Below are 18,536 nucleotides of genomic sequence, written 5' to 3'. Positions count from 1 at the left end.
CCGCTCCGGCTTCAGCGGTCCCGGGGACGGGTCCACGGGCGCTACTCGCCCCGCCAGACCGGCGGGCGCTTCTCGGCGAACGCGATGGCGCCCTCGCGGGCGTCGGCGGAGGCGAGCACCGGGCGGATGATCTCCTCCTGCCGGCCGAACGCCTCGTCGGAGGCCCAGTCGGCCTGGGCGTCCAGGATCCGCTTGGTGGCGGCGACGGCGAGCGGGGCGTTGGCGGCGATGGCCCCGGCGAGCGCGCGGGCGCCCTCCAGGGCCTTGCCGGGCGCGGTGATCTCCGTGACCAGGCCGTACCGCCCGGTCTCCGCGGCGGTGACGGGCTCGCCGGTCAGCGCCAGCCGCATCGCCACCCCGCGGGGGACGCGGCGGGGGAGCCGGACCAGCCCGCCGGCCCCGGCCACCAGGCCCCGCTTCACCTCCGGGAGGCCGAACCGGGCGTCCTCGGCCGCCACGATCAGGTCGCAGGCCAGCGCGACCTCGCAGCCCCCGGCCAGCGCGTAGCCCTCCACGGCGGCGATCACCGGCTTGGCCGGGGGACGCAGCGTGATCCCGGCCAGCCCGCGTTCGGGATGGGTGACGTTCTCGCCCGCCACGAACGCCTTGAGGTCCATGCCCGAGCAGAACGTGCCGCCGGCGCCGGTGAGGATGGCGACGGTCAGGTCCTTGCGGGACTCGAACTCCTCCAGCGCGGCGGCGATGCCGTCGCTCACCGCCCGGTTCACGGCATTGCGCGCCTCCGGGCGGTTGATGGTGACGACGGCGACGCCGTCGGCGTGCTCGACCAGGACCTCGTCCGGCATGGGGTCTCCTCGACCTCGTGAGGGATGGCGCGTGATGGCGTGATGAACCTAGAATACTTCGTAAACTATGTTGGAGGGCGTCATGGAGGTAGGGGACCTCGGCGGGGCCCTGCGCGCCGCGGCCGGACGGTACGGCTCCACGCCCCTGGTCTTCCACGGCCCGCGCGGCACCGAGACCACCCGGCTGGACGCGCTGCACCAGCGCGCCCTGCGCGTCGCGGCCGGGCTCGCCGATCTCGGTGTCGAGCCCGGTGACGTGGTGGCCCTCCAGTTGACCGGACGCGTGGAGAACGCCGTCGCCCATGCCGCCGTGCTGCTGCGAGGGGCGGTCGTGCTCCCGGTCGTCCCGATCTACGGCCTGCGGGAACTCGGCTTCGCGCTGCGCCAGTCAGAGGCCGCCGTCCTGATCACGTCCAGCGGACGGGCGGCGGAGGTGCGCGCGACGCGCACCGAGTTGCCGGCGTTGCGCCGCGTCATCGCCGTCGGGGACGAGGACTGGAACGCGCTGGAGGCGCACCGGCCGCTCGGCGCGCTGGCGCCGCCCGACCCGGACGAGGTCTGCGTTCTCGTCTACACCTCGGGCACGACGGCGGACCCGAAGGGCGTCCAGCACACCCACCGCTCCCTCCTCGCGGAACTGGAGACCATGCCGGGGCACGAGGACGGCTACGTCTACCTCGACGCGTTCCCGCCCGGTCATGTCGCCGGACTGTGCGTGCTGCTGCGGGTCCTGGTGCGCGGGGTGGCGACCGTCTTCATGGAGAAGTGGCACGCGGAGACGGCACTGGACCTGATTCACGAGCATCGGGTGACCGCCTCGGCGGGCGTGCCGTTCCACCTGTCGGGGCTGCTGGAGGCCGCCGAGCGGACCGGCCGCGGCGCCGGAACCCTGCGGGAGTACCTGGTGGGCGCGGCGAGCGTCCCGCCGGTGCTCGTCGAGCGGGCCGGGCGCGCCGGGATCGCCGCCTACCGGGCGTACGGCTCCAGCGAGCACCCCACGATCAGTTCCGGAGACGCGGACGACCCCGGCGGCAAGCGCGCCTCCACCGACGGCCGGCTGAAGCCCGGCACCGAGGTGCGCATCGTCGACCCGGAGGGCGGGGACCTGCCGGTGGGGGAGGAGGGCGAGATCTGGTCGCGCGGCCCCGAGGTCTTCGCCGGGTACCGCGATCCGGCACTGAACGCGCAGGCGTTCACCCCGGACGGCTGGCTGCGCACCGGCGACGTGGGACGCATGGACCGCGACGGGCATCTGACCATCACCGACCGGCTCAAGGACATCATCGTGCGCGGCGGGGAGAAGATCTCCTCCAAGGAGGTGGAGGACCTGCTTGCCGCGCACCCGGCCGTGGCCGAGGCGGTCGCCGTGGCCGAGCCGGACGAGCGCTACGGCGAACGGGTCTGCGCGTTCGCCGTCCTGCGCGAGGGCGGGAAGCTCGACCTCGGCGAGGTGCGCGACCACTTCGCCGCACTGGGCGCCGCCCGGCAGAAGACCCCGGAACGCCTGGTCGTCGTGGACGCGTTGCCGCGCACGGCCGCGGGCAAGGTGCGCAAGTACGAACTCAGGAGGGAAGTGCGCGGATGGACCTCGTGATCAGCGACGAGCAGGAGGCGCTCGCCGGGACGGTGCGCGACTGGCTGGCCGAGCGCACCGACCTGGCCGCGGCGCACGCCGACCGGGACGGCAGGCCGATGTCGGGTCCGGAGGACTTTCGGGCCGCGGCGGAACTCGGCCTGGTCGGGCTGCTGCGGGACGCGGAGGGTGGCGCGCACGCCGACCTCGCGCTGGTCGTGGAGGAACTGGGATACGCGGCGTCCCCGCTGCCGCTCGGACAGGCCGCGCTGGTGTGCCGCGCGCTCGACGACGCCGGGTTCGGCGGTGACATGGCCGACCGGGTGGCGGCCGGAGCCGCGCTGGTGGTGCCGGTGCTGCCCGAGCCGGGAGAGGAGCCCGTCCGCGCGTCGGCGGGCCCGGACGGCGCGCTCGCCCTGGACGGGCGGGTCGCCATCGTGGCGGGCGCCCTCGGCGCCGACGCCTTCCTGGTCGTCGCCGAGTCGGCCGATGGCGCCCCCGTGCTGGCGCTCGCCCCGGCCGATCTGCCCGGAATCGCTCTTACGGAGCGCACCTCGCTCGACATCACCCGGGACTTCGCCGCCGTGGCGCTGGAGGGGACCGCCGTCCAGGCCGGGTCGTGGACGGCGGTCGAGCCCGAAACCGCCGAGCGGCTGGGCGGCGCGCTGGCCCTGCACCACGCCGCCGACGCGGTCGGCGCGGCCGGCCGGCTGGTGGCGATGACGCTTCACTACGTCCGGGAACGGCGGCAGTTCGGACGGGTGATCGGCGGGTTCCAGGCCGTCAAGCACCACTGCGCCGACATGGCCGTGGACGTCGAGCGCGCCCGCGTGACCGTGCGCGCGGCCGCTCGCGCGCTGGACGCCGGCGATCCCGGGGCCCGGCGCCTCCGCATCGCCGAGGCGGCCGCGATCGCGGGCGAGGCGTGCTCGCGGGTCGCGGGCACCGCGCTGCAACTGCACGGCGGCATGGGCTTCACCTGGGAGCACGACCTGCACCTCTACCTGCGGCGCGTCAAGGCCGGAGAGCTGCTGGGCGGTCCGCCCCGGTACCACTACGCCCGGCTGATGGAGCTGGTGGGGTGAGGGCCGCTCACTCCAGGATGTCGATGACGGAGGTGGCCTCGCGGTCGCGCAGCACCATCTGGTCGGCGACCTGGAGGTGCCGGTGCCAGAAGCGTTCGGCGGCGGGCCCGTCACCGGCCCGGACGAGCTTGACCAGCTTCTCGTACGCGCGCAGCGCCCGCGCGTAGTCGCCGCGCGTGCCGGCCGCCTCGCCCGCCCGTACCGACGCCTGGGTCTGCCGCAGGATGATCTCGTGCACCATCCCGGCCATGAGCGCGAGGGTCTGGTTGCCGGACAGTTCGACGAGGCGCAGATGGAAGCGGGCGCTGCCGACCGCGAACCGCTCGGAGTCGGTGACCGAGGCGCGCGCGGGCTCCACCTCCTCCTCCAGTGCCGCGTACCGTTCCTCGTCACCGCTGACGGCGAGCAGCCGGGCCGCGGGCGGTTCGATCGCGCTGCGGGCCTGGTACACGTCGCCGAGCGTGGCGCCGCCCAGCTGGAGCAGGAGCCCGGCGGGCCGGGCGACCACCTCGGGTCCGGGCACGGTCACCCGGGCGCCGGTGCGGGAGCCGCGGCGCAGTTCGATCAGGCCCTCGGACTCCAGCACCCGGAACGCCTCGCGGAGCGTGGGGCGCGAGACCCCGAAGTGCTCCATGAGGGTGGCCTCGTTGGGCAGGTAGTCGCCGTCGGCGAGGGAGCCCTCCACGATGCGGCGCCGCAGCCGGCGTGCGACCAGCTCGCCCGTCTTGGGCGGGCGGACGCCGTCCGACGACGCGCCCGTGGTCAGGCCGCGCCGTACCCCTGACTCCGGCAGTGCCATGGATGTTCGCTCCCTGCTGGTGGCTGACCGTTGGTGGCTGACTAGGTGCACAAGGATAGCTACCGGGGGATCACCCGGCGTCATGTCGGGACTCGCTCCTCGTGCCGGCCTATGGTAGATAACCTAGTAAACCATGTACCCTTCGTCCGGACGAGGTGGAAGGAGTGTCCATGCCCCCCTGGCGGACCCGTTTGCGGGAGTTCCTGGCGGCGCACGCGGGGCCGCCTCCCCGCGACAGGGCCGAGCGGTCGGCCTGGGCCCGCGCCTTCCACGCGGACCTCCAGGACGCCGGGCTCGCCGCCCCTGGCTGGCCGGTCGAGGTGGGCGGCATGGGGCTGGCGCTGGCCGACCAGCTCGACTACCACCGCGAGATGACGCGCGCCCGCGCCCCCAAGCATCCGTGCGCGCTGTCGTTCATCGTCGCGCCCACCCTCATCAAGCACGGCACCGCCGAGCAGAAGGAACGTTTCCTGCGTCCCCTGCTGCGCGCCGACGAGTTGTGGTGCCAGGGCTTCTCCGAACCCGGAGCCGGAAGCGACCTCACCGCCCTGTCCACCAAGGCCGAACGGGACGGCGACCACTACGTGGTGACCGGCCAGAAGGTGTGGACGTCCATGGCCGCGCAGGCGCACTGGATGTTCGCGCTGGTGCGCACGGCCCCTCCCGGCCCGCGCGGCGCGGGCATCAGCTACCTGCTCGTCCCGATGGACGCCCCCGGCGTGACCGTGCGCCCGCTGCGCGACATCAGCGGCGGCGCCCACTTCGCGGAGGTCTTCCTGGACGAGGTGCGCGTGCCGGCGCGGAACCTGGTCGGGGAGGAGAACGAGGGCTGGGCGATCGCGCGCACCAGCCTCGGTCACGAGCGCGCCACCGCGTTCCTGTCCGACGAGTTCCGCTACCGCCGCATCGTGGACGAGCTGTTCGCGCTCGCCGGGACCACCGGGGCGAAGTCCGACCCGGTGGTGCGCCAGTCGCTGGCCCGGATCGAGGCGTCCGTGCGGGTGCTGGCCGCCAACAGCCGCCGCGCCCTGGACCTCGTGCTCGAAGGCCGGGATCCGGGTCCCGCCGCGTCGGTGAACCGCCTGGTGAAGGCCGAGTTCGACCAGCGCCTGCACGAGGTGGCGCTGCGCGTGCTGGGCCCGGACGCCGTGCTCGGCGCCCGTGCTCCGTCCGCGCCCGAGCGGGGCCGCTGGACCTTCGGCTTCCTCATGAGCCGCGCGTCCACGATCGGCGCCGGCACATCGGAGATCCAGCGCAACACCATCGCCGAGAAGGTGCTCGGCCTGCCGTCGCACCTGCAGGAACTTGCGGGGGAGGAGCGCGCGTGAGCAGCACGGTGGAGTTCGAGAACGACCTGCGGGAGGCGGTCGGCCGGCTGGTCGGCGAGCGCTGCGACTCCGGACGCGTCGCCGCCCTCGCGGACGCGGGCGAGCCCGCGGACCGCGAGCTGTGGGACGAGCTCGCGGCGATGGGGCTGCCCGGACTGGCCGTCCCCGCGGAGTACGGCGGCGAGGGGATGGGCTTCGCGCTCGCAGCCGCCGCACAGGAGGAACTCGGCCGCGGGCTCGCGCTCGTCCCGAGCGTGTCGACGGTCGCGGTGCAGGCGGCGCTGCTGTCGGCCGGCGACTCGCCGCCGGCGCGGCGCTGGCTGCCGCGGCTGGCGTCCGGAGAGGTCGCGGGCGCGGTGGCGGCCGGTCGCACGGTGGACGGCTGGACGGCCGCCGGTGTTCGCGCCGACCGCACGCCCGGCGGCTGGACGCTGAACGGAGAGGTGCCGGTCGTCACCGAGGCGCCCGCCGCCGGCGTGCTGCTCGTGCCGGCCGGAGCGGACCCGGCGCTGTTCCTGGTGGAGCGCGAGGCGGTGGCCGTCGATCCGATCGAGTCGCTGGACCCCACCCGCCCGCTGGGCGCGGTCCGGATGCGGGACGCCCCGGGCGAGGCGCTCGCCGGCCCCGCCTCGGCGGCCCGCGTCCTCGCGGCGGCCGAGCGGACGGCCCTGGTGATGCTCGCCGCCGACGTGGTGGGGGCGGCGGCGCGGGCCCTGGACATGGCGGTCGGCCATGCCCGGACCCGCCGGCAGTTCGGCCGCCCCATCGGGTCGTTCCAGGCGATCTCGCACCGCTGCGCCGACATGCTCGTCGCCGTCGAGTCGGCCCGCGCTCTGGTCGCCGCCGCTGCGGAGGCGCTCGACGCACCGTCCGACGACACGCCGGTCGCGGTCGACCTGGCCGCCGCGCACGCGCTGGACGCCGCGGTCGAGGTGGCCGGCGGATGCGTCCAGATCCACGGCGGGATGGGCTTCACCTGGGAGCATCCCGCACACCGGTACCTGCGCCGGGCCAAGGCCGCGCAGGCGCTGATCGCGCTCCCGGACCGGCTGCGCGATCGAGCCGTGAGCGGGCTGCGGTGACGGCCGGTGCCGCAGGACCGCCGGGTCGGACCCGCCGCCCTGTTCGAGTGAGGAGCAGCAACGCCATGGAATTCGGTGCCGGTACGCCGTTGGAGGAGTTCCGGGAGCGGGTGCGCGCGTTCGTGGCGGCCCGCGCCCCCGGCCACAAGGTGAGGTCCGGGGTGCGCAGCCCGGAGAGCGAGGCCGAGCTGAAGGAGCTGCGGCGCTGGACGGCCGAACTGTACGCGGCCGGGTACGTGGGCGCCGATTGGCCCGAGGAGTACGGCGGGGAGCCCGGTCACGACCCGCTGCGCCAGTTCGTGGTGGGCGAGGAGATCGCCCGAGCCCGCGCTCCGATGCCCGCGAGCGGCGGCTCGCTGGCCGCGAACGCGCTGATCAGGTTCGGGACGGACGAGCAGAAGCGGCGGTACCTGCCGCGGATCCGGTCCGCCGAGGATCTGTGGTGCCAGCTGTTCAGCGAGCCCGAGGCGGGGAGCGACCTGGCGTCCCTGCGGACCACCGCGGTGCGGGACGGCGACGAATGGGTGGTCAACGGGCAGAAGGTCTGGACCACCAACGGGCATTGGGCGCAGTACGGCTACCTGCTCGCCCGTACCGATCCCGACGTGCCCAAGCACCAGGGCATCAGCGCGTTCGTCCTGGACATGCGCCTGCCCGGCGTGCAGGTGCGCCCGCTGCGGGAGCTGACCGGCACCTCCGACTTCAACGAGGTCTTCTTCGACGATGTCCGGCTGCGCGCGGACGCCCTGATCGGCGCGCCCGGCCAGGGCTGGCTGATCGCCAGCGCGTCGCTCGCCGAGGAGCGCAACGGCGTCGGCGTCTCCGTCGTGCAGCTCCAGATGGCCTGGGAGGACCTGGTCGCCCTGGCGCGCGAGATCACCGTGGACGGGCGGCCGGCCCTGGACCTGGACGACGTCCGCCAGCAGCTCGCCAGGTTCCGCGCCGAGGTCGACGCGTGCGCACTGCTCGCCCACACGGCCATATCCCGGTGGCGCGCGGGCCGGGAACGGGTGATCGACGCCCCGGCCACGAAACTGACCTTCAGCGAGCTCAACCTGCGGATGGCCGAGTACGCCGTGTCGCTGCCCGGCGCCCTCGGCGTCCTGACCGAGGAGGACCCCGGCGCCGTCGCGGGGGGCCGCTGGCAGGACGCCTACCTGTACGCCCGCGCCTACACGATCGCCGGCGGCAGCTCGGAGATCATGCGCAACATCATCGCCGAGCGCGCCCTCGGCCTGCCCCGCGAACCCCGCTGACCAGGCTGACCATCCCCTTTCCGGACGGAGGACGCCGTGCACCTGTCCAGGATCGCCGAGCGCCATCCCGACAAGCCCGCCGTGATCGACGCGGCCACCGGTGCCGTCACCACCTACCGCGAGCTGGACGAGACATCGCTCCGTCTCGCCCGGCTGCTGGCCGACCGCGGCCTGGCGCCCGGCGACCACGCCGCCCTGCTCATGGACAACGGCCCCGGCTACTTCGCGGCAGCCTGGGCCTGCCAGCGGTCGGGCCTGTACTGGACGCCCGTCAACCACCACCTCACCGCCGACGAGGCCGCCTACATCGTCCGCGACTGCGGCGCGCGGGCGCTGATCGCGTCCGGCACACTGGGCGGCGCGGCCTGGGAGGTCGCGGAAAGCGCCGCGGACGTCCGGACGCGGCTCATCGACGGGTCCGGCGACCCGCCCGAGGGCTTCGAGAACCTGGCCGAGGCGGCGGCCCGCTTTTCCGGCGGCGAGCGGGAGGAGGAGCGCGAGGGCTACTACATGTTCTACTCGTCCGGCACCACCGGGCGGCCCAAGGGCATCCTGCCCGACCTCGCCGGCGACCCGTTCGGCACCGGGTTGAAGCTCGACCACACCCTTCCCCTGCTGTTCGGGTTCGGCCCCGACACCGTCTACCTGTGCCCGGCGCCGCTCTACCACGCCGCGCCCACGGGCTGGACGCTCGGCACGATGCGCGGCGGCGGCACGGTCGTCCTGATGGACCGCTTCGACCCCGAGCGGGCCCTGGCGCACATCGAGCGGTACAAGGTCACGCACGTCCAGTTCGTGCCGACGATGCTCGTCCGGATGCTCAAGCTTCCGGAGGAGACCCGGGCGCGCTACGACCTGTCCAGCCTGCGGACGGTGGTGCACGCCGCCGCGCCCTGCCCGGTCGAGGTCAAGCGGCGCGTCATCGAGTGGTTCGGACCCGTGGTGCAGGAGTACTACTCCGGCAGCGAGGGCAACTGCTTCTTCCTCATCGACTCCGAAGACTGGCTCGCGCATCCCGGCTCGGTCGGGCGGCCCGTCCTCGGGACGCCCCACATCCTGGACGACGACGGCCGCGAACTGCCCACCGGCGAGGTCGGCACGGTGTGGTTCGAGGGCACGTCCGCGTTCAGCTACCACAACGACCCCGCCAAGACCGCGGGCGCCTTCAACGACCGGGGCTGGAGCACGCTCGGCGACATGGGGCGCCTCGACGCCGAGGGCCACCTCTACCTGGTGGACCGCCGCGCCGACCTGATCCTCAGCGGCGGCGTCAACATCTATCCGCAGGAGATCGAGAACCTCCTGGCCGTCCATCCGGCGGTCGCCGACGCCGCCGTCGTCGGGGCGCCCGACCCGGACATGGGGCAGCGGGTCCGCGCCGTCGTGGAGCCCGCCGACCCGGCCGCCGCGGGCCCCGGGCTGGCGGACGAGCTGATCGCGTACTGCCGGGCGCACCTGGCCGGCTACAAGTGCCCGCGCGAGATCGAGTTCGCCGCCGAGCTGCCCCGCACCCCGACCGGCAAGCTGCTGCGCCGCCTCCTGGCGGCCCCCGCCCCGTGACCGTCCGCGCATGGAGGCCGCGACATCTTGGCTGATCACCCCGTACTAGGTAACCTAGTTACCCTTGTCTGAGGAGGGTCTCATGAAGCTGCGTCCCGGCCAGCAGCTGGCCAGCACCGTCGACGGCACCAGGATGATCGTGGTCCGCGCGCCCGCCGCCGAGGTCGCGGTGAGCTGCGGCGGCGCGCCGATGGTCGACGCCAAGGAGGAGGCGGCGCCCGGAACCGCCGATCCCGCCAGGCAGGACGGAACCCTCCTCGGCAAGCGCTACGCCAGCGAGGACCTCGGGCTCGAGCTGCTGTGCACCAAGCCCGGAGAGGGCACCGTCGAGGTCGACGGCGCGGCCCTGCCGATCAAGGACGCGAAACCGCTGCCCGCCTCCGACTAGACCGACCTGCGACTGGAGCGCGTGATGAACGTGACGATGCTGCTGGACATGGCGGCGGACGGCTTCGGCGACCGGATCGTCGTGGGATCCCGGAACGGCGGCCTGACCGCGTCCCGGCTGCGGGCGGCGGCCTCCGGCGCCGCCGCCCTGATCCGCGAGTCGGGCGCGGATGCCGTCCTCTACCTCGCCGTGAACGGCCCCGCCTTCCCGGTCGCGATGTTCGCCGCGGCCTTCGCCGGCGTCCCGCTGGTGCCGGTGAACTACCGGCTGGGCGAGGAGCAGCTCGCCAGGCTGCTGGCCGCCCACCCCAAGGCGTACGGCATCGCCGGGGACGGGCAGCACGAGGCCCTTCTCGGGGCGGGCCCGTCGGTCCGTACCCCCGAGGACTTCCTCCGGGAGGCCGGCGAGGCGGCGGACCGGGCGCGCGGGGAGGAGGCGCCCGCCGACCCCGACGCCACCGCCGTCCTGATCTACACGAGCGGCACCGCCTCGGCGCCCAAGGGGGTCGTGCTGCGCCACCGCAACCTCGTCTCGTACGTGCTGGAGACGGTCGAGTTCGCGGCGGCGGGCGAGGACGAGGCGGCGCTGATGAGCGTCCCGCCGTACCACATCGCCGCGGTGTCCAACGTGCTGACGAACCTGTACGCGGGGCGCCGCTGCCTGACCCTGCACTCGTTCACGCCGGACGGGTGGCTGGAGCTCGTGCGCGCGGAAGGGGTGACCAACGCGATGGTCGTCCCGACGATGCTGGCCCGCATCATGGACGCCCCCGTCCCGGACCGCTCGGCCCCCTCCCTGCGCGCCCTCGCCTACGGCGGCGCACGGACGCCCCGCCGCATCATCGAGCGGGCGCTGCGCGAATGGCCGCACGTCGGCTTCGTCAACGCCTACGGCCTCACCGAGACCAGCTCGACCATCGCCGTCCTCGGCCCGGACGACCACCGGGCGGCGCTGACGTCCGACGACCCGGACGTCCGGGCCAGGCTCGAATCGGCGGGCCGTCCCGTGCCGTCGATCGAGCTGGAGATCCGCGACGCGGACGGGAGCGTGCTGCCCGCCGGGGGGAGCGGGCGGATCTGGGTGCGCGGCGAGCAGGTCTCCGGGGAGTACGCGGGCCACGGCTCCTCGGTCGACGGGCGCGGCTTCTTCGACACCCGCGACCAGGGTCGCCTGGACGCGGAGGGCTACCTGTTCGTCGAGGGCCGCGTCGACGACACCATCATCCGGGGCGCGGAGAACATCGCTCCCGCCGAGATCGAGGACGTCCTGCTCCGCCACCCGGACGTGGCCGACGCCGTCGTGGTGGGCGTCCCCGACGAGGAGTGGGGCCAGCGCGTCGAGGCGGTCGTCGTGCCCGCCCCGGGCGCCGCCCTCAACCCCGGGGAACTGCGCGGTTACGTCAGGGAGCGGCTGCGCGGCTCGAAGACTCCCGACCGCATCGTCTGCTGGCCCGAGCTGCCCCGCACTCCGACCGGAAAGGTGATCAAACGCGACATCGTCGCCGGCCTGGCCGCGCCGCGCACCGGCGGCTAGCGCTGCGGCACGCCGTCGAGCCAGGGTTCGAGGGCGGCGAGGTGGCGGCTCATACCCCTCGTGTGGACGCCGGTGCTGCGGGCCGTGCTCGTGCTCGGCGTCGCGGGTCTCGTGGCGGCCGGGCTGAACGAAGCAAACTATGTTTGCGAAGTCATCTACGTGGATGTGAGGTGCGACCGTGACCGCGAGAGCGTGGCTGTTCGACGTCGACGGCACCCTGCTCGACTCGGTGACCGGCACGTCGCTGCGCCCGCTGGCCCGTGAGCTGCTCACGGCCCTGCGCGAGCGGGGGACGCCCGCCCTGCTGTGGAGCGCGGGCGGCGCGGACTACGCGCGCCGCCGCGCCGAGGCCGCGGGCATCGCCGACCTGGTCACGGCATTCCACGTCAAGGCCGAGCGGGACGGGCGGGGCCGCTGGGTCCTGCCCGCCCTGCCGCCGGAGCACGCCCCCGCCGTGCTGGTGGACGACCAGCCCGACGAGGTGCCGCCTGCGGGGGAGGTGCTCGGCGTCCCGCCCTACGTCGGGCCGAACCCCCGCGACACGGCGCTCGCCGCGCTGCTCCGGCGGCTACCCCCAGCGAACGGAAAGGAACCCATGAACGACGTCGGGCCGGACGCGGCCAGGCCGCTGTCCGCGCGGCTGCGCCGGATGGTCTCGATCGACCCCGCCGCGACCGCGATGACCTTCGGCGGACGCTCCTACCCCTGGGCCTTCCACCGGGAGGCCATCGAGGACCTGGAGCAGCTCCTGGACGGCACGGGTGCCCGCCGCGTCGGCATCGTCCTGCGCAACCGCCCCGCCCTCGTGGCCGCGCTGATCGCCGTGCTGGCCACCGGCCGCGAGGTGGTCACGCTGAGCCCCTTCCACGGCGACGTCGGGCTCGCCGAGGACATCGAGGGCCTGGCGCCCCAGGCCGTGATCGCCGAACCGGGCGACTGGGCCAGGAGCGGGGTGCAGGACGCCGCGCGCGCCGCCGGAGCCGTCGCCGTCCAGGCGGGCGAGGAGCGGGCGCTGGTCCGCCGCGAGGTGGACTGGGTCCCCGACCCCCGCCCGGTGGAGCCGTCGGACCTCGCCGTCCTGATGCTCACCAGCGGCACCACGGGCAAGCCCAAGCGGGCCGAGCTGACCTACGGCCGGCTCACCGCCGCGTACAAGGCCGCCGGCACCGTCCTGGACGGCGAGCCGCGCCTGAGCGGGCAGACGCAGATCCTCTGGACGTCCCTCGTCCACATCTCCGGCCTCTACTTCGCGGTCAGCTCCGTCCTGGACGGGCGGACGACCGCGCTGATGGACCGGTTCGAGATCGGGGAGTGGACGGGCCTCGTCCGCGCCCACCGCCCGAAGGTCGTCGGGCTGCCGCCGACCGCGATGCGCATGGTCATGGACGCCGGCGTGCCGGCGGACGTGTTCGACGGCGTCCGCGTCGTCCTGTCCGGCACCGCGCCGCTCGATCCCGCCGACGCCGAGCGTTTCGAAGCCCGCTACGGCGTTCCCGTCCTCACCAACTACGGTGCGACCGAGTTCGCCGGAGCCATAGCCGGATGGCACCTGAAACTGCGCCGCCAGTGGGGGGACGCCAAGCGCGGCAGCGCCGGCCGCGCCCACCCCGGCGTCGAGCTGCGGATCGTCGATCCGGAGAGCGGGACCCCGCTGGCGACCGGCGAGGTCGGCGTCCTGGAGGCGCGCGGCGCGCAGCTGCCCGGCGGCGGCGACCGCTGGACGCGCACCACCGACCTCGCCTCCCTGGACGAGGACGGCTTCCTGTTCATCCACGGCCGCGCCGACGACGCCATCAACCGCGGCGGCTTCAAGATCGTCCCGAGCGTGATCGAGGACGTGCTGAAGGCGCACCCGGCCGTCGCCGACGCCTCGGCCGTCGGCGTCCCCGACCCGCGGCTCGGCGAGGTGCCGGTCGCCGCCGTGACCCTCCGCTCGCCCGCCGACCCCGCCGAGCTGCGCGCCTGGCTGGGCGACCGGCTGGCCCGCTACCACCTGCCGACCGAGATCAGGATCGTGGACGAGCTGCCCCGCACGCCGTCCATGAAGATCAGCCGCCCGGGTGTCCGGGCCCTGTTCGCCGTCCCCGAAAGGACCGCCTCGTGAGTGAGACCACCGACGGGAAGACCGCCGAGGAGTTCGAGCGGGCGACCTCCGCCGAGCTGAACGACGCCGACATCGCCAAGGACCGCGCGATCCTCGGCCGTGACTGGGCGAATCGCTCGCAGGAGTTCCTCAGCACCGCCACTCCGGAGGCGATCCGCAACTTCGCCACCGGGTACGGGGACGACAATCCGCTGTTCACCGACCCCGAGTACGGCCGGGCGTCCCGCTGGGGCGGGCAGATCGCCCCGCCGATCATGGCGGCGGTGCTGAACGCCCCGCTGCGCGGCGAGCGCCAGACCAAGCAGGAGCGCGGCGGCAGCTACCGCGGCATCCACGCGTTCGTCTCCGGCGGCACCTGGGACTGGTACCGGCCGATCCGCCCCGGCGACACCCTGCACAGCTTCGGCGGCCTGGAGGCGATCGAGGTCAAGCGGTCGGAGTTCGCCGGGCGCTCGGTGGTGAAGGTGCACCGCCAGGTCAAGATGAACCAGAACGCCGAGGTCGTCGGCGTCTACCGGACCCTGGTCATCTACACCGAGCGCAAGAAGGCCCGCGAGCGCGGCAAGTACGCCGGCATCGAGGACCCCGCCTACACCGACGAGGACCTCGCGAAGATCGACGAGATCTACGCGGCGGAGGGCCCGCGCGGGCGCGAGCCGCGCCACTTCGAGGACGTCAAGGCCGGCGAGCCGCTGCCGCCGATGGTCAAGGGCCCGCTGACCACCACCGACATCGTCGTCTTCCACGCGGGTGGGTACGGTTTCGTCCCGTACGGGCTGAAGACGGGACGGCTCGCGCACCAGAACCGGCAGCGCATCGCCCCGTTCTACATCAAGAACGAGTACGGCATCCCGGACGTCGCGCAGCGCGTCCACTGGGACTCCGCGTGGGCGCAGGCGATCGGCAACCCGCGTGCCTACGACTACGGCGTGCTGCGCGAGTGCTGGGCGCACCACTACCTGACCGACTGGGCCGGCGACGACGCGTGGGTGGTCTCCCAGCACGACGAGATCCGCAAGTTCAACTACCAGGGCGACACGCAGTTCCTGTCCGGGGAGGTCACCGGCAAGACCGTCGCCGAGGACGGCCGCTGCCTCGTCGACATCGCGTTCAAGGCCACCAACCAGCGCGGCGAGGACACGATGAAGGGCACCGCGACCATCGCGCTGCCGAGCCGCGAGCACGGCGCCGCGCTGCTGCCCGCCGTCCCGGCCGAGCTGCAGCGCAAGGCGGCCGACATGATGGCCCGGCACGGCGAGCTGCTGCGCGAGGGACGGCGGTGACGGCTCCGGACGGCGTGCGGTGCGAGGTCGCGGGCGGCGTGCTGCGCGTGACCCTCGCCCGTCCGGACAAGGCCAACGCGCTGCGCTCCGAGGACATCGCGGGACTCTGACGATGGAGGAGCTAACCATGACCACCGCCTCCGAGCGGTCGTTCGGGACCCTGCGCGAGCACCGCAAGTTCAACTGCGTCGGGGACGTGACGTGGGTGCGCGAGAACCAGCGCGGGCTCGACCGTTACGGTGTCGCCTCATGAGCGGCGCCGTGCGGGAGGTCGGCTCCGGGACGGAGAACGTCCTCGGCCGGGTCGCGGACGGGGTCGGGGTGATCGAGCTGAACCGGCCCGAGCGCCGCAACGCCCTGCACCCCGACATGTACGACGCGATCCCCCGCCTGATCGAGGCGTACGAGACCGATGACGAGGTCGGCTGCGTCCTGGTCACCGCGGCGGGCCCGGCGTTCTGCGCGGGCGGGGACCTCCGCCTCGGCACGGGACGAGCCGGCGGCGACGGCGGCGACGGCGACGGCGGTGATGGGGCGGCCGCGCTCACCCGGCTGGCCCGCATGGTCGTCCTGCTCCGGGAGAGTTCCAAGATCTCGATCGCGGCGCTGCCCGGTCCGGCGGTGGGCGCCGGGCTCGGGCTGGCGCTGGCCGCCGACCTCCGGGTCGCCGCCGCTTCGGCGTCCCTCATCGGCGGGTGGTCGCGGCTGGCGTTCAGCGGTGACTTCGGCGGCGCCTGGGCACTGACCCGCATGCTCGGACCTGCCCGGGCACTGGAATTCCTCATCGGCACGGAGCCCATCGACGCCGCGACGGGGGAGCGCCTCGGCCTGTTCAACCGGGTCGTCCCCGACGCCGAACTGCGCGCCACGGCGCTGGCCTGGGCAAGGGAGATCGCGGCGGGGCCGCGCGGCGCGTACGCGCTGATGAAGGAGAACGTCCGGGACGCGCAGGTCATGGGGCTGCGCGAGGCACTGCCGCGGGAGAGCGAGCGGATGGCCCGTTCCGGCCGTTCACGGGAGCACCGGGACGCCGTACGGCGCCGGCTCTCCGACCGATCAACATAGAGAAGCGACTGCTTACCCAGGACCAGTGGAGTGCGGATGAAGATCGATGCCAATCTGGGCAGTGACCTGGCCGGGGCTCCGGCCGCGGCGGAGAAGCTGGAGCGGGAGGGGTACGGCGGCGTCTGGGTCGCGGAGGCGGGCAGCGACCCGTTCCTGCTGAGCCTGCAGGCGATCTCCGCGACCGGGTCGGTGACCGTCGGCACCTCGGTCGCCATCGCGTTCGCCCGCACCCCGATGACCCTCGCCACCGTGGGCTTCGACCTGGCGAGGCATTCGCGGGGCCGGTTCGTGCTCGGCCTCGGATCCCAGGTGAAGGCGCACATCGAGCGGCGGTACTCGATGCCGTGGTCGCGCCCGGCGGCGCGGATGCGCGAGCTGGTCCTGGCCATGCGCGCCATCTGGGCGTGCTGGCAGGACGGCGACAAGCTCGACTTCCGGGGCGATTTCTACACCCACACCCTGATGACGCCGTTCTTCGCGCAGCAGCCCCACGAGTACGGCCCGCCGCCGGTCTACCTGGCCGGAGTGGGGGAGCGGATGACCGAGGTCGCGGGGGAGGTCGCCGACGGCTTCTTCGTGCACCCGTTCACCACCGACCGCTACGTGCGGGAGGTCACGCTTCCCGCGCTGGAGCGAGGCCGGGCCAAGGCCGGCGAGGAGGGCTTCGACGGCTACACCGTGTGCGGTTCCGCCATGGTGGTCACCGGTCACACGGAGGAGGAGACCGCCAAGGCCGCCCGCGGCATCAAGCGGCAGATCGCCTTCTACGGCTCCACCCCGGCCTACCGGCCCGTACTGGACCTGCACGGGCTCGGCGACCTCCAGCCCGAGCTCACCGCACTGTCCAAGGAGGGCCGATGGCGGGAGATGACCGATCTGATCACTGACGACATCCTGGACGAGTTCGCCGTGACCGGGACGCCGGACGAGATCGGCCCTGCGCTGCAGGCCAAGATCGGTGACATCTACGACCGGGTGACCCTCTACACCCCGTACCGGATCGACCCGGCCTCGTTCTTCCCGGACGGCCGCGGCGCGAGCCGATGAAGCATCCCTGGGACCGTCCGCTGGGCATCTGGCACCTCGCCGAGCACCACCCCGACCGTGCGGCGATCCTCGGCTGCCCGTCCGGCGAATCGCTCACGTTCGCCGAGCTGGCGGCGCGGGCGCACCGGGCCGCGCACGCGCTGCGCGAACTGGGCGTGGGGCACGGCGATGTGGTCGGCATGGCACTGCCGAACGACCTGGACATCCTGGTGTGGCAACTCGCGGCCGCCGAGGCGGGCTGGCGCTACGTCACCCTCAACCCCAGGTCGCCCGCCGCGGAGGTGGCGGTGATCGCCGAGCACGCCGGGATGAAGGCGCTGATCGTCCACGCCGAGTACGCGGGGCGCGCGGGCGCGGTCACCAGCGTGCCGATCCGCGTCTCCGTGGGCGGCGGCATCGACGGATTCACCCCGCAACAGGAGGTGTTGCGCGGGCAGCCGGGCTCCCCGCCCCCCGACCGCACCGCCGGAATGGCCCTCGTCTACACCTCCGGTACGACCGGTAAGCCGAAGGGGATCTGGCGGGACCTGCCCGGCACGACCCCCGAGGTCATGGCGGACGCGATGAAGACGTTCGCGCACGCCTTCCGCTTCACGCCGCTGGAGGGGGCGCACCTGGTGTCGGCCGGCATGTTCCACGGCGGCTGCCAGGGCTTCTACCTCGCGGCGCTGAACGTGGGCCAGCCCCTGGTCATCATGGGTTCGTTCGACGCGGAGGAGACGCTGCGGCTGATCCAGGAGCACCGGATCACCACCGGCTACATGGTGCCGACTCAGTTCACCAGGCTCCTGCGGTTACCGCAGGATGTGCGGGCCGGTTACGACGTCTCCAGCCTGGAGTCCATCGTCCACTCGGCGGCCCCCTGCCCGCGGGAGATCAAGAAGGCGATGCTGGACTGGTGGGGACCGGTCATCTGGGAGACCTACGGCGGCACGGAGGGCGCGGCGACGATCGCGAAACCGCACCACTGGCTGGCCAGGCCGGGCACCGTGGGCCGTCCGATCAGGGGCATGACGGTCAAGATCATGGACGACGACGGCAACGAGCTTCCGCCCGGGCGGGTGGGCGCGGTCTACCTGGACGGCGGCGCGCCCGCCTTCTCCTACCACGGCGACCCCGAGCAGACCGCGGAGGTCTTCCGGGGGACGGCGTTCACCCTGGGCGACGCGGGCCGCCTCGACGAGGACGGATTCCTGTTCATCGTCGACCGCGTCAAGGACATGATCATCACGGGCGGCGTCAACGTCTACCCGGCCGAGGTCGAGGCCGTGCTGGCCGTGCACCCGGCCGTCCTGGACAGCGCGGTGGTCGGCGCCCCGGACCCCGAATGGGGCGAGCAGGTACGGGCCTTCGTGCAGTTGGCGCCCGGCCGCGACCCGTCCGAGGAGGTGGCGGCCGAGCTGATCGCCCACTGCCGGGAGCGGCTGGCGAGCCACAAGTGCCCGCGCGCGGTGGAGTTCCGTCCGGAACTGCCGCGCACCGAGACGGGGAAGCTCTACAAGCGCCTGCTCCGCGACGAGCTCCGCGCCCGAAGTGCCCGCAAGACCGACCGCGCGACCGACCGCGCGACCGACCGCGCGACCGACCGCACGACCGACCAGGCCGGATAGGGGAGGGCCGGCGCCAC

The 18,536-nt window shown here is 73.7% G+C and carries 16 protein-coding genes; 14 read left to right on the top strand and 2 right to left on the bottom strand.

The window, feature by feature from the left end:
* Positions 1 to 41: 41 nt before the first annotated feature.
* Complete coding sequence (locus SM418_RS07165) at positions 42 to 806, bottom strand: crotonase/enoyl-CoA hydratase family protein (RefSeq protein WP_371939862.1); 765 nt, start codon at positions 804 to 806, stop codon at positions 42 to 44.
* Between the two features lie 82 nt (positions 807 to 888).
* Here SM418_RS07165 and SM418_RS07160 point away from each other — a divergent pair, with 82 nt between their 5' ends.
* Together SM418_RS07160 and SM418_RS07155 are read left to right on the top strand one after the other, a co-directional pair.
* Positions 889 to 2,400 (top strand): class I adenylate-forming enzyme family protein, encoded by a 1,512-nt coding sequence (locus SM418_RS07160; RefSeq protein WP_371939861.1) that lies wholly within the window; start codon positions 889 to 891, stop codon positions 2,398 to 2,400.
* Positions 2,388 to 3,464, top strand: coding sequence for an acyl-CoA dehydrogenase family protein (locus tag SM418_RS07155; protein ID WP_371939860.1), 1,077 nt, complete (start codon positions 2,388 to 2,390; stop codon positions 3,462 to 3,464). Before SM418_RS07160 ends, SM418_RS07155 begins: the two co-directional genes overlap by 13 nt.
* 7 nt (positions 3,465 to 3,471) lie before the next feature.
* Here the strand turns inward: SM418_RS07155 and SM418_RS07150 are convergent, their stop codons facing one another.
* Positions 3,472 to 4,263 carry a FadR/GntR family transcriptional regulator gene (locus tag SM418_RS07150; protein ID WP_371939859.1) on the bottom strand — a complete coding sequence of 264 codons (792 nt, stop codon included), beginning with the start codon at positions 4,261 to 4,263 and terminating at the stop codon, positions 3,472 to 3,474.
* A 170-nt stretch (positions 4,264 to 4,433) separates the two neighbouring features.
* Between SM418_RS07150 and SM418_RS07145 the strand changes: the two genes are divergently transcribed.
* The 12 genes from SM418_RS07145 (at position 4,434) to SM418_RS07090 (ending at position 18,519) form a co-directional block, all read left to right on the top strand.
* Complete coding sequence (locus tag SM418_RS07145; RefSeq protein WP_371939858.1) at positions 4,434 to 5,591, top strand: acyl-CoA dehydrogenase family protein; 1,158 nt, start codon at positions 4,434 to 4,436, stop codon at positions 5,589 to 5,591.
* Entirely contained in the window at positions 5,588 to 6,673 is a 1,086-nt protein-coding gene (locus SM418_RS07140) for an acyl-CoA dehydrogenase family protein (RefSeq protein WP_371939857.1), read from the top strand. The genes SM418_RS07145 and SM418_RS07140 overlap by 4 nt, the downstream gene beginning before the upstream one ends.
* 65 nt (positions 6,674 to 6,738) lie before the next feature.
* Complete coding sequence (locus SM418_RS07135; protein WP_371939856.1) at positions 6,739 to 7,929, top strand: acyl-CoA dehydrogenase family protein; 1,191 nt, start codon at positions 6,739 to 6,741, stop codon at positions 7,927 to 7,929.
* Between the two features lie 36 nt (positions 7,930 to 7,965).
* Positions 7,966 to 9,489: an AMP-binding protein gene (locus SM418_RS07130; RefSeq protein WP_371939855.1), complete on the top strand. Its 1,524-nt coding sequence runs from the start codon at positions 7,966 to 7,968 to the stop codon at positions 9,487 to 9,489.
* Between the two features lie 82 nt (positions 9,490 to 9,571).
* Positions 9,572 to 9,877, top strand: a complete 306-nt coding sequence (locus SM418_RS07125) for a hypothetical protein (protein WP_371939854.1) — start codon at positions 9,572 to 9,574, stop codon at positions 9,875 to 9,877.
* 24 nt (positions 9,878 to 9,901) lie between these two features.
* Entirely contained in the window at positions 9,902 to 11,410 is a 1,509-nt protein-coding gene (locus SM418_RS07120) for a class I adenylate-forming enzyme family protein (protein ID WP_371939853.1), read from the top strand.
* A gap of 178 nt (positions 11,411 to 11,588) precedes the next feature.
* A complete protein-coding gene (locus SM418_RS07115) occupies positions 11,589 to 13,514 on the top strand; it encodes an AMP-binding protein (protein ID WP_371939852.1) in 1,926 nt (641 codons plus the stop codon).
* Positions 13,511 to 14,797: an FAS1-like dehydratase domain-containing protein gene (locus SM418_RS07110; RefSeq protein ID WP_371939851.1), complete on the top strand. Its 1,287-nt coding sequence runs from the start codon at positions 13,511 to 13,513 to the stop codon at positions 14,795 to 14,797. Before SM418_RS07115 ends, SM418_RS07110 begins: the two co-directional genes overlap by 4 nt.
* A 127-nt stretch (positions 14,798 to 14,924) precedes the next feature.
* Positions 14,925 to 15,050: a hypothetical protein gene (locus tag SM418_RS07105; RefSeq protein ID WP_371939850.1), complete on the top strand. Its 126-nt coding sequence runs from the start codon at positions 14,925 to 14,927 to the stop codon at positions 15,048 to 15,050.
* Positions 15,047 to 15,862, top strand: a complete 816-nt coding sequence (locus tag SM418_RS07100; RefSeq protein WP_371939849.1) for an enoyl-CoA hydratase/isomerase family protein — start codon at positions 15,047 to 15,049, stop codon at positions 15,860 to 15,862. Before SM418_RS07105 ends, SM418_RS07100 begins: the two co-directional genes overlap by 4 nt.
* Before the next feature lie 36 nt (positions 15,863 to 15,898).
* Entirely contained in the window at positions 15,899 to 16,909 is a 1,011-nt protein-coding gene (locus SM418_RS07095) for a TIGR03617 family F420-dependent LLM class oxidoreductase (protein ID WP_371939848.1), read from the top strand.
* Complete coding sequence (locus tag SM418_RS07090) at positions 16,906 to 18,519, top strand: AMP-binding protein (protein ID WP_371939847.1); 1,614 nt, start codon at positions 16,906 to 16,908, stop codon at positions 18,517 to 18,519. The genes SM418_RS07095 and SM418_RS07090 overlap by 4 nt, the downstream gene beginning before the upstream one ends.
* Positions 18,520 to 18,536 lie beyond the last annotated feature (17 nt).

It is taken from the genome of Actinomadura chokoriensis (assembly GCF_041463665.1).
In the GTDB taxonomy this organism is placed as follows: domain Bacteria; phylum Actinomycetota; class Actinomycetes; order Streptosporangiales; family Streptosporangiaceae; genus Spirillospora; species Spirillospora chokoriensis_A.
Note: the sequence above shows the minus strand (reverse complement) of the source record. Positions and strands in the feature narration are given on the sequence as shown.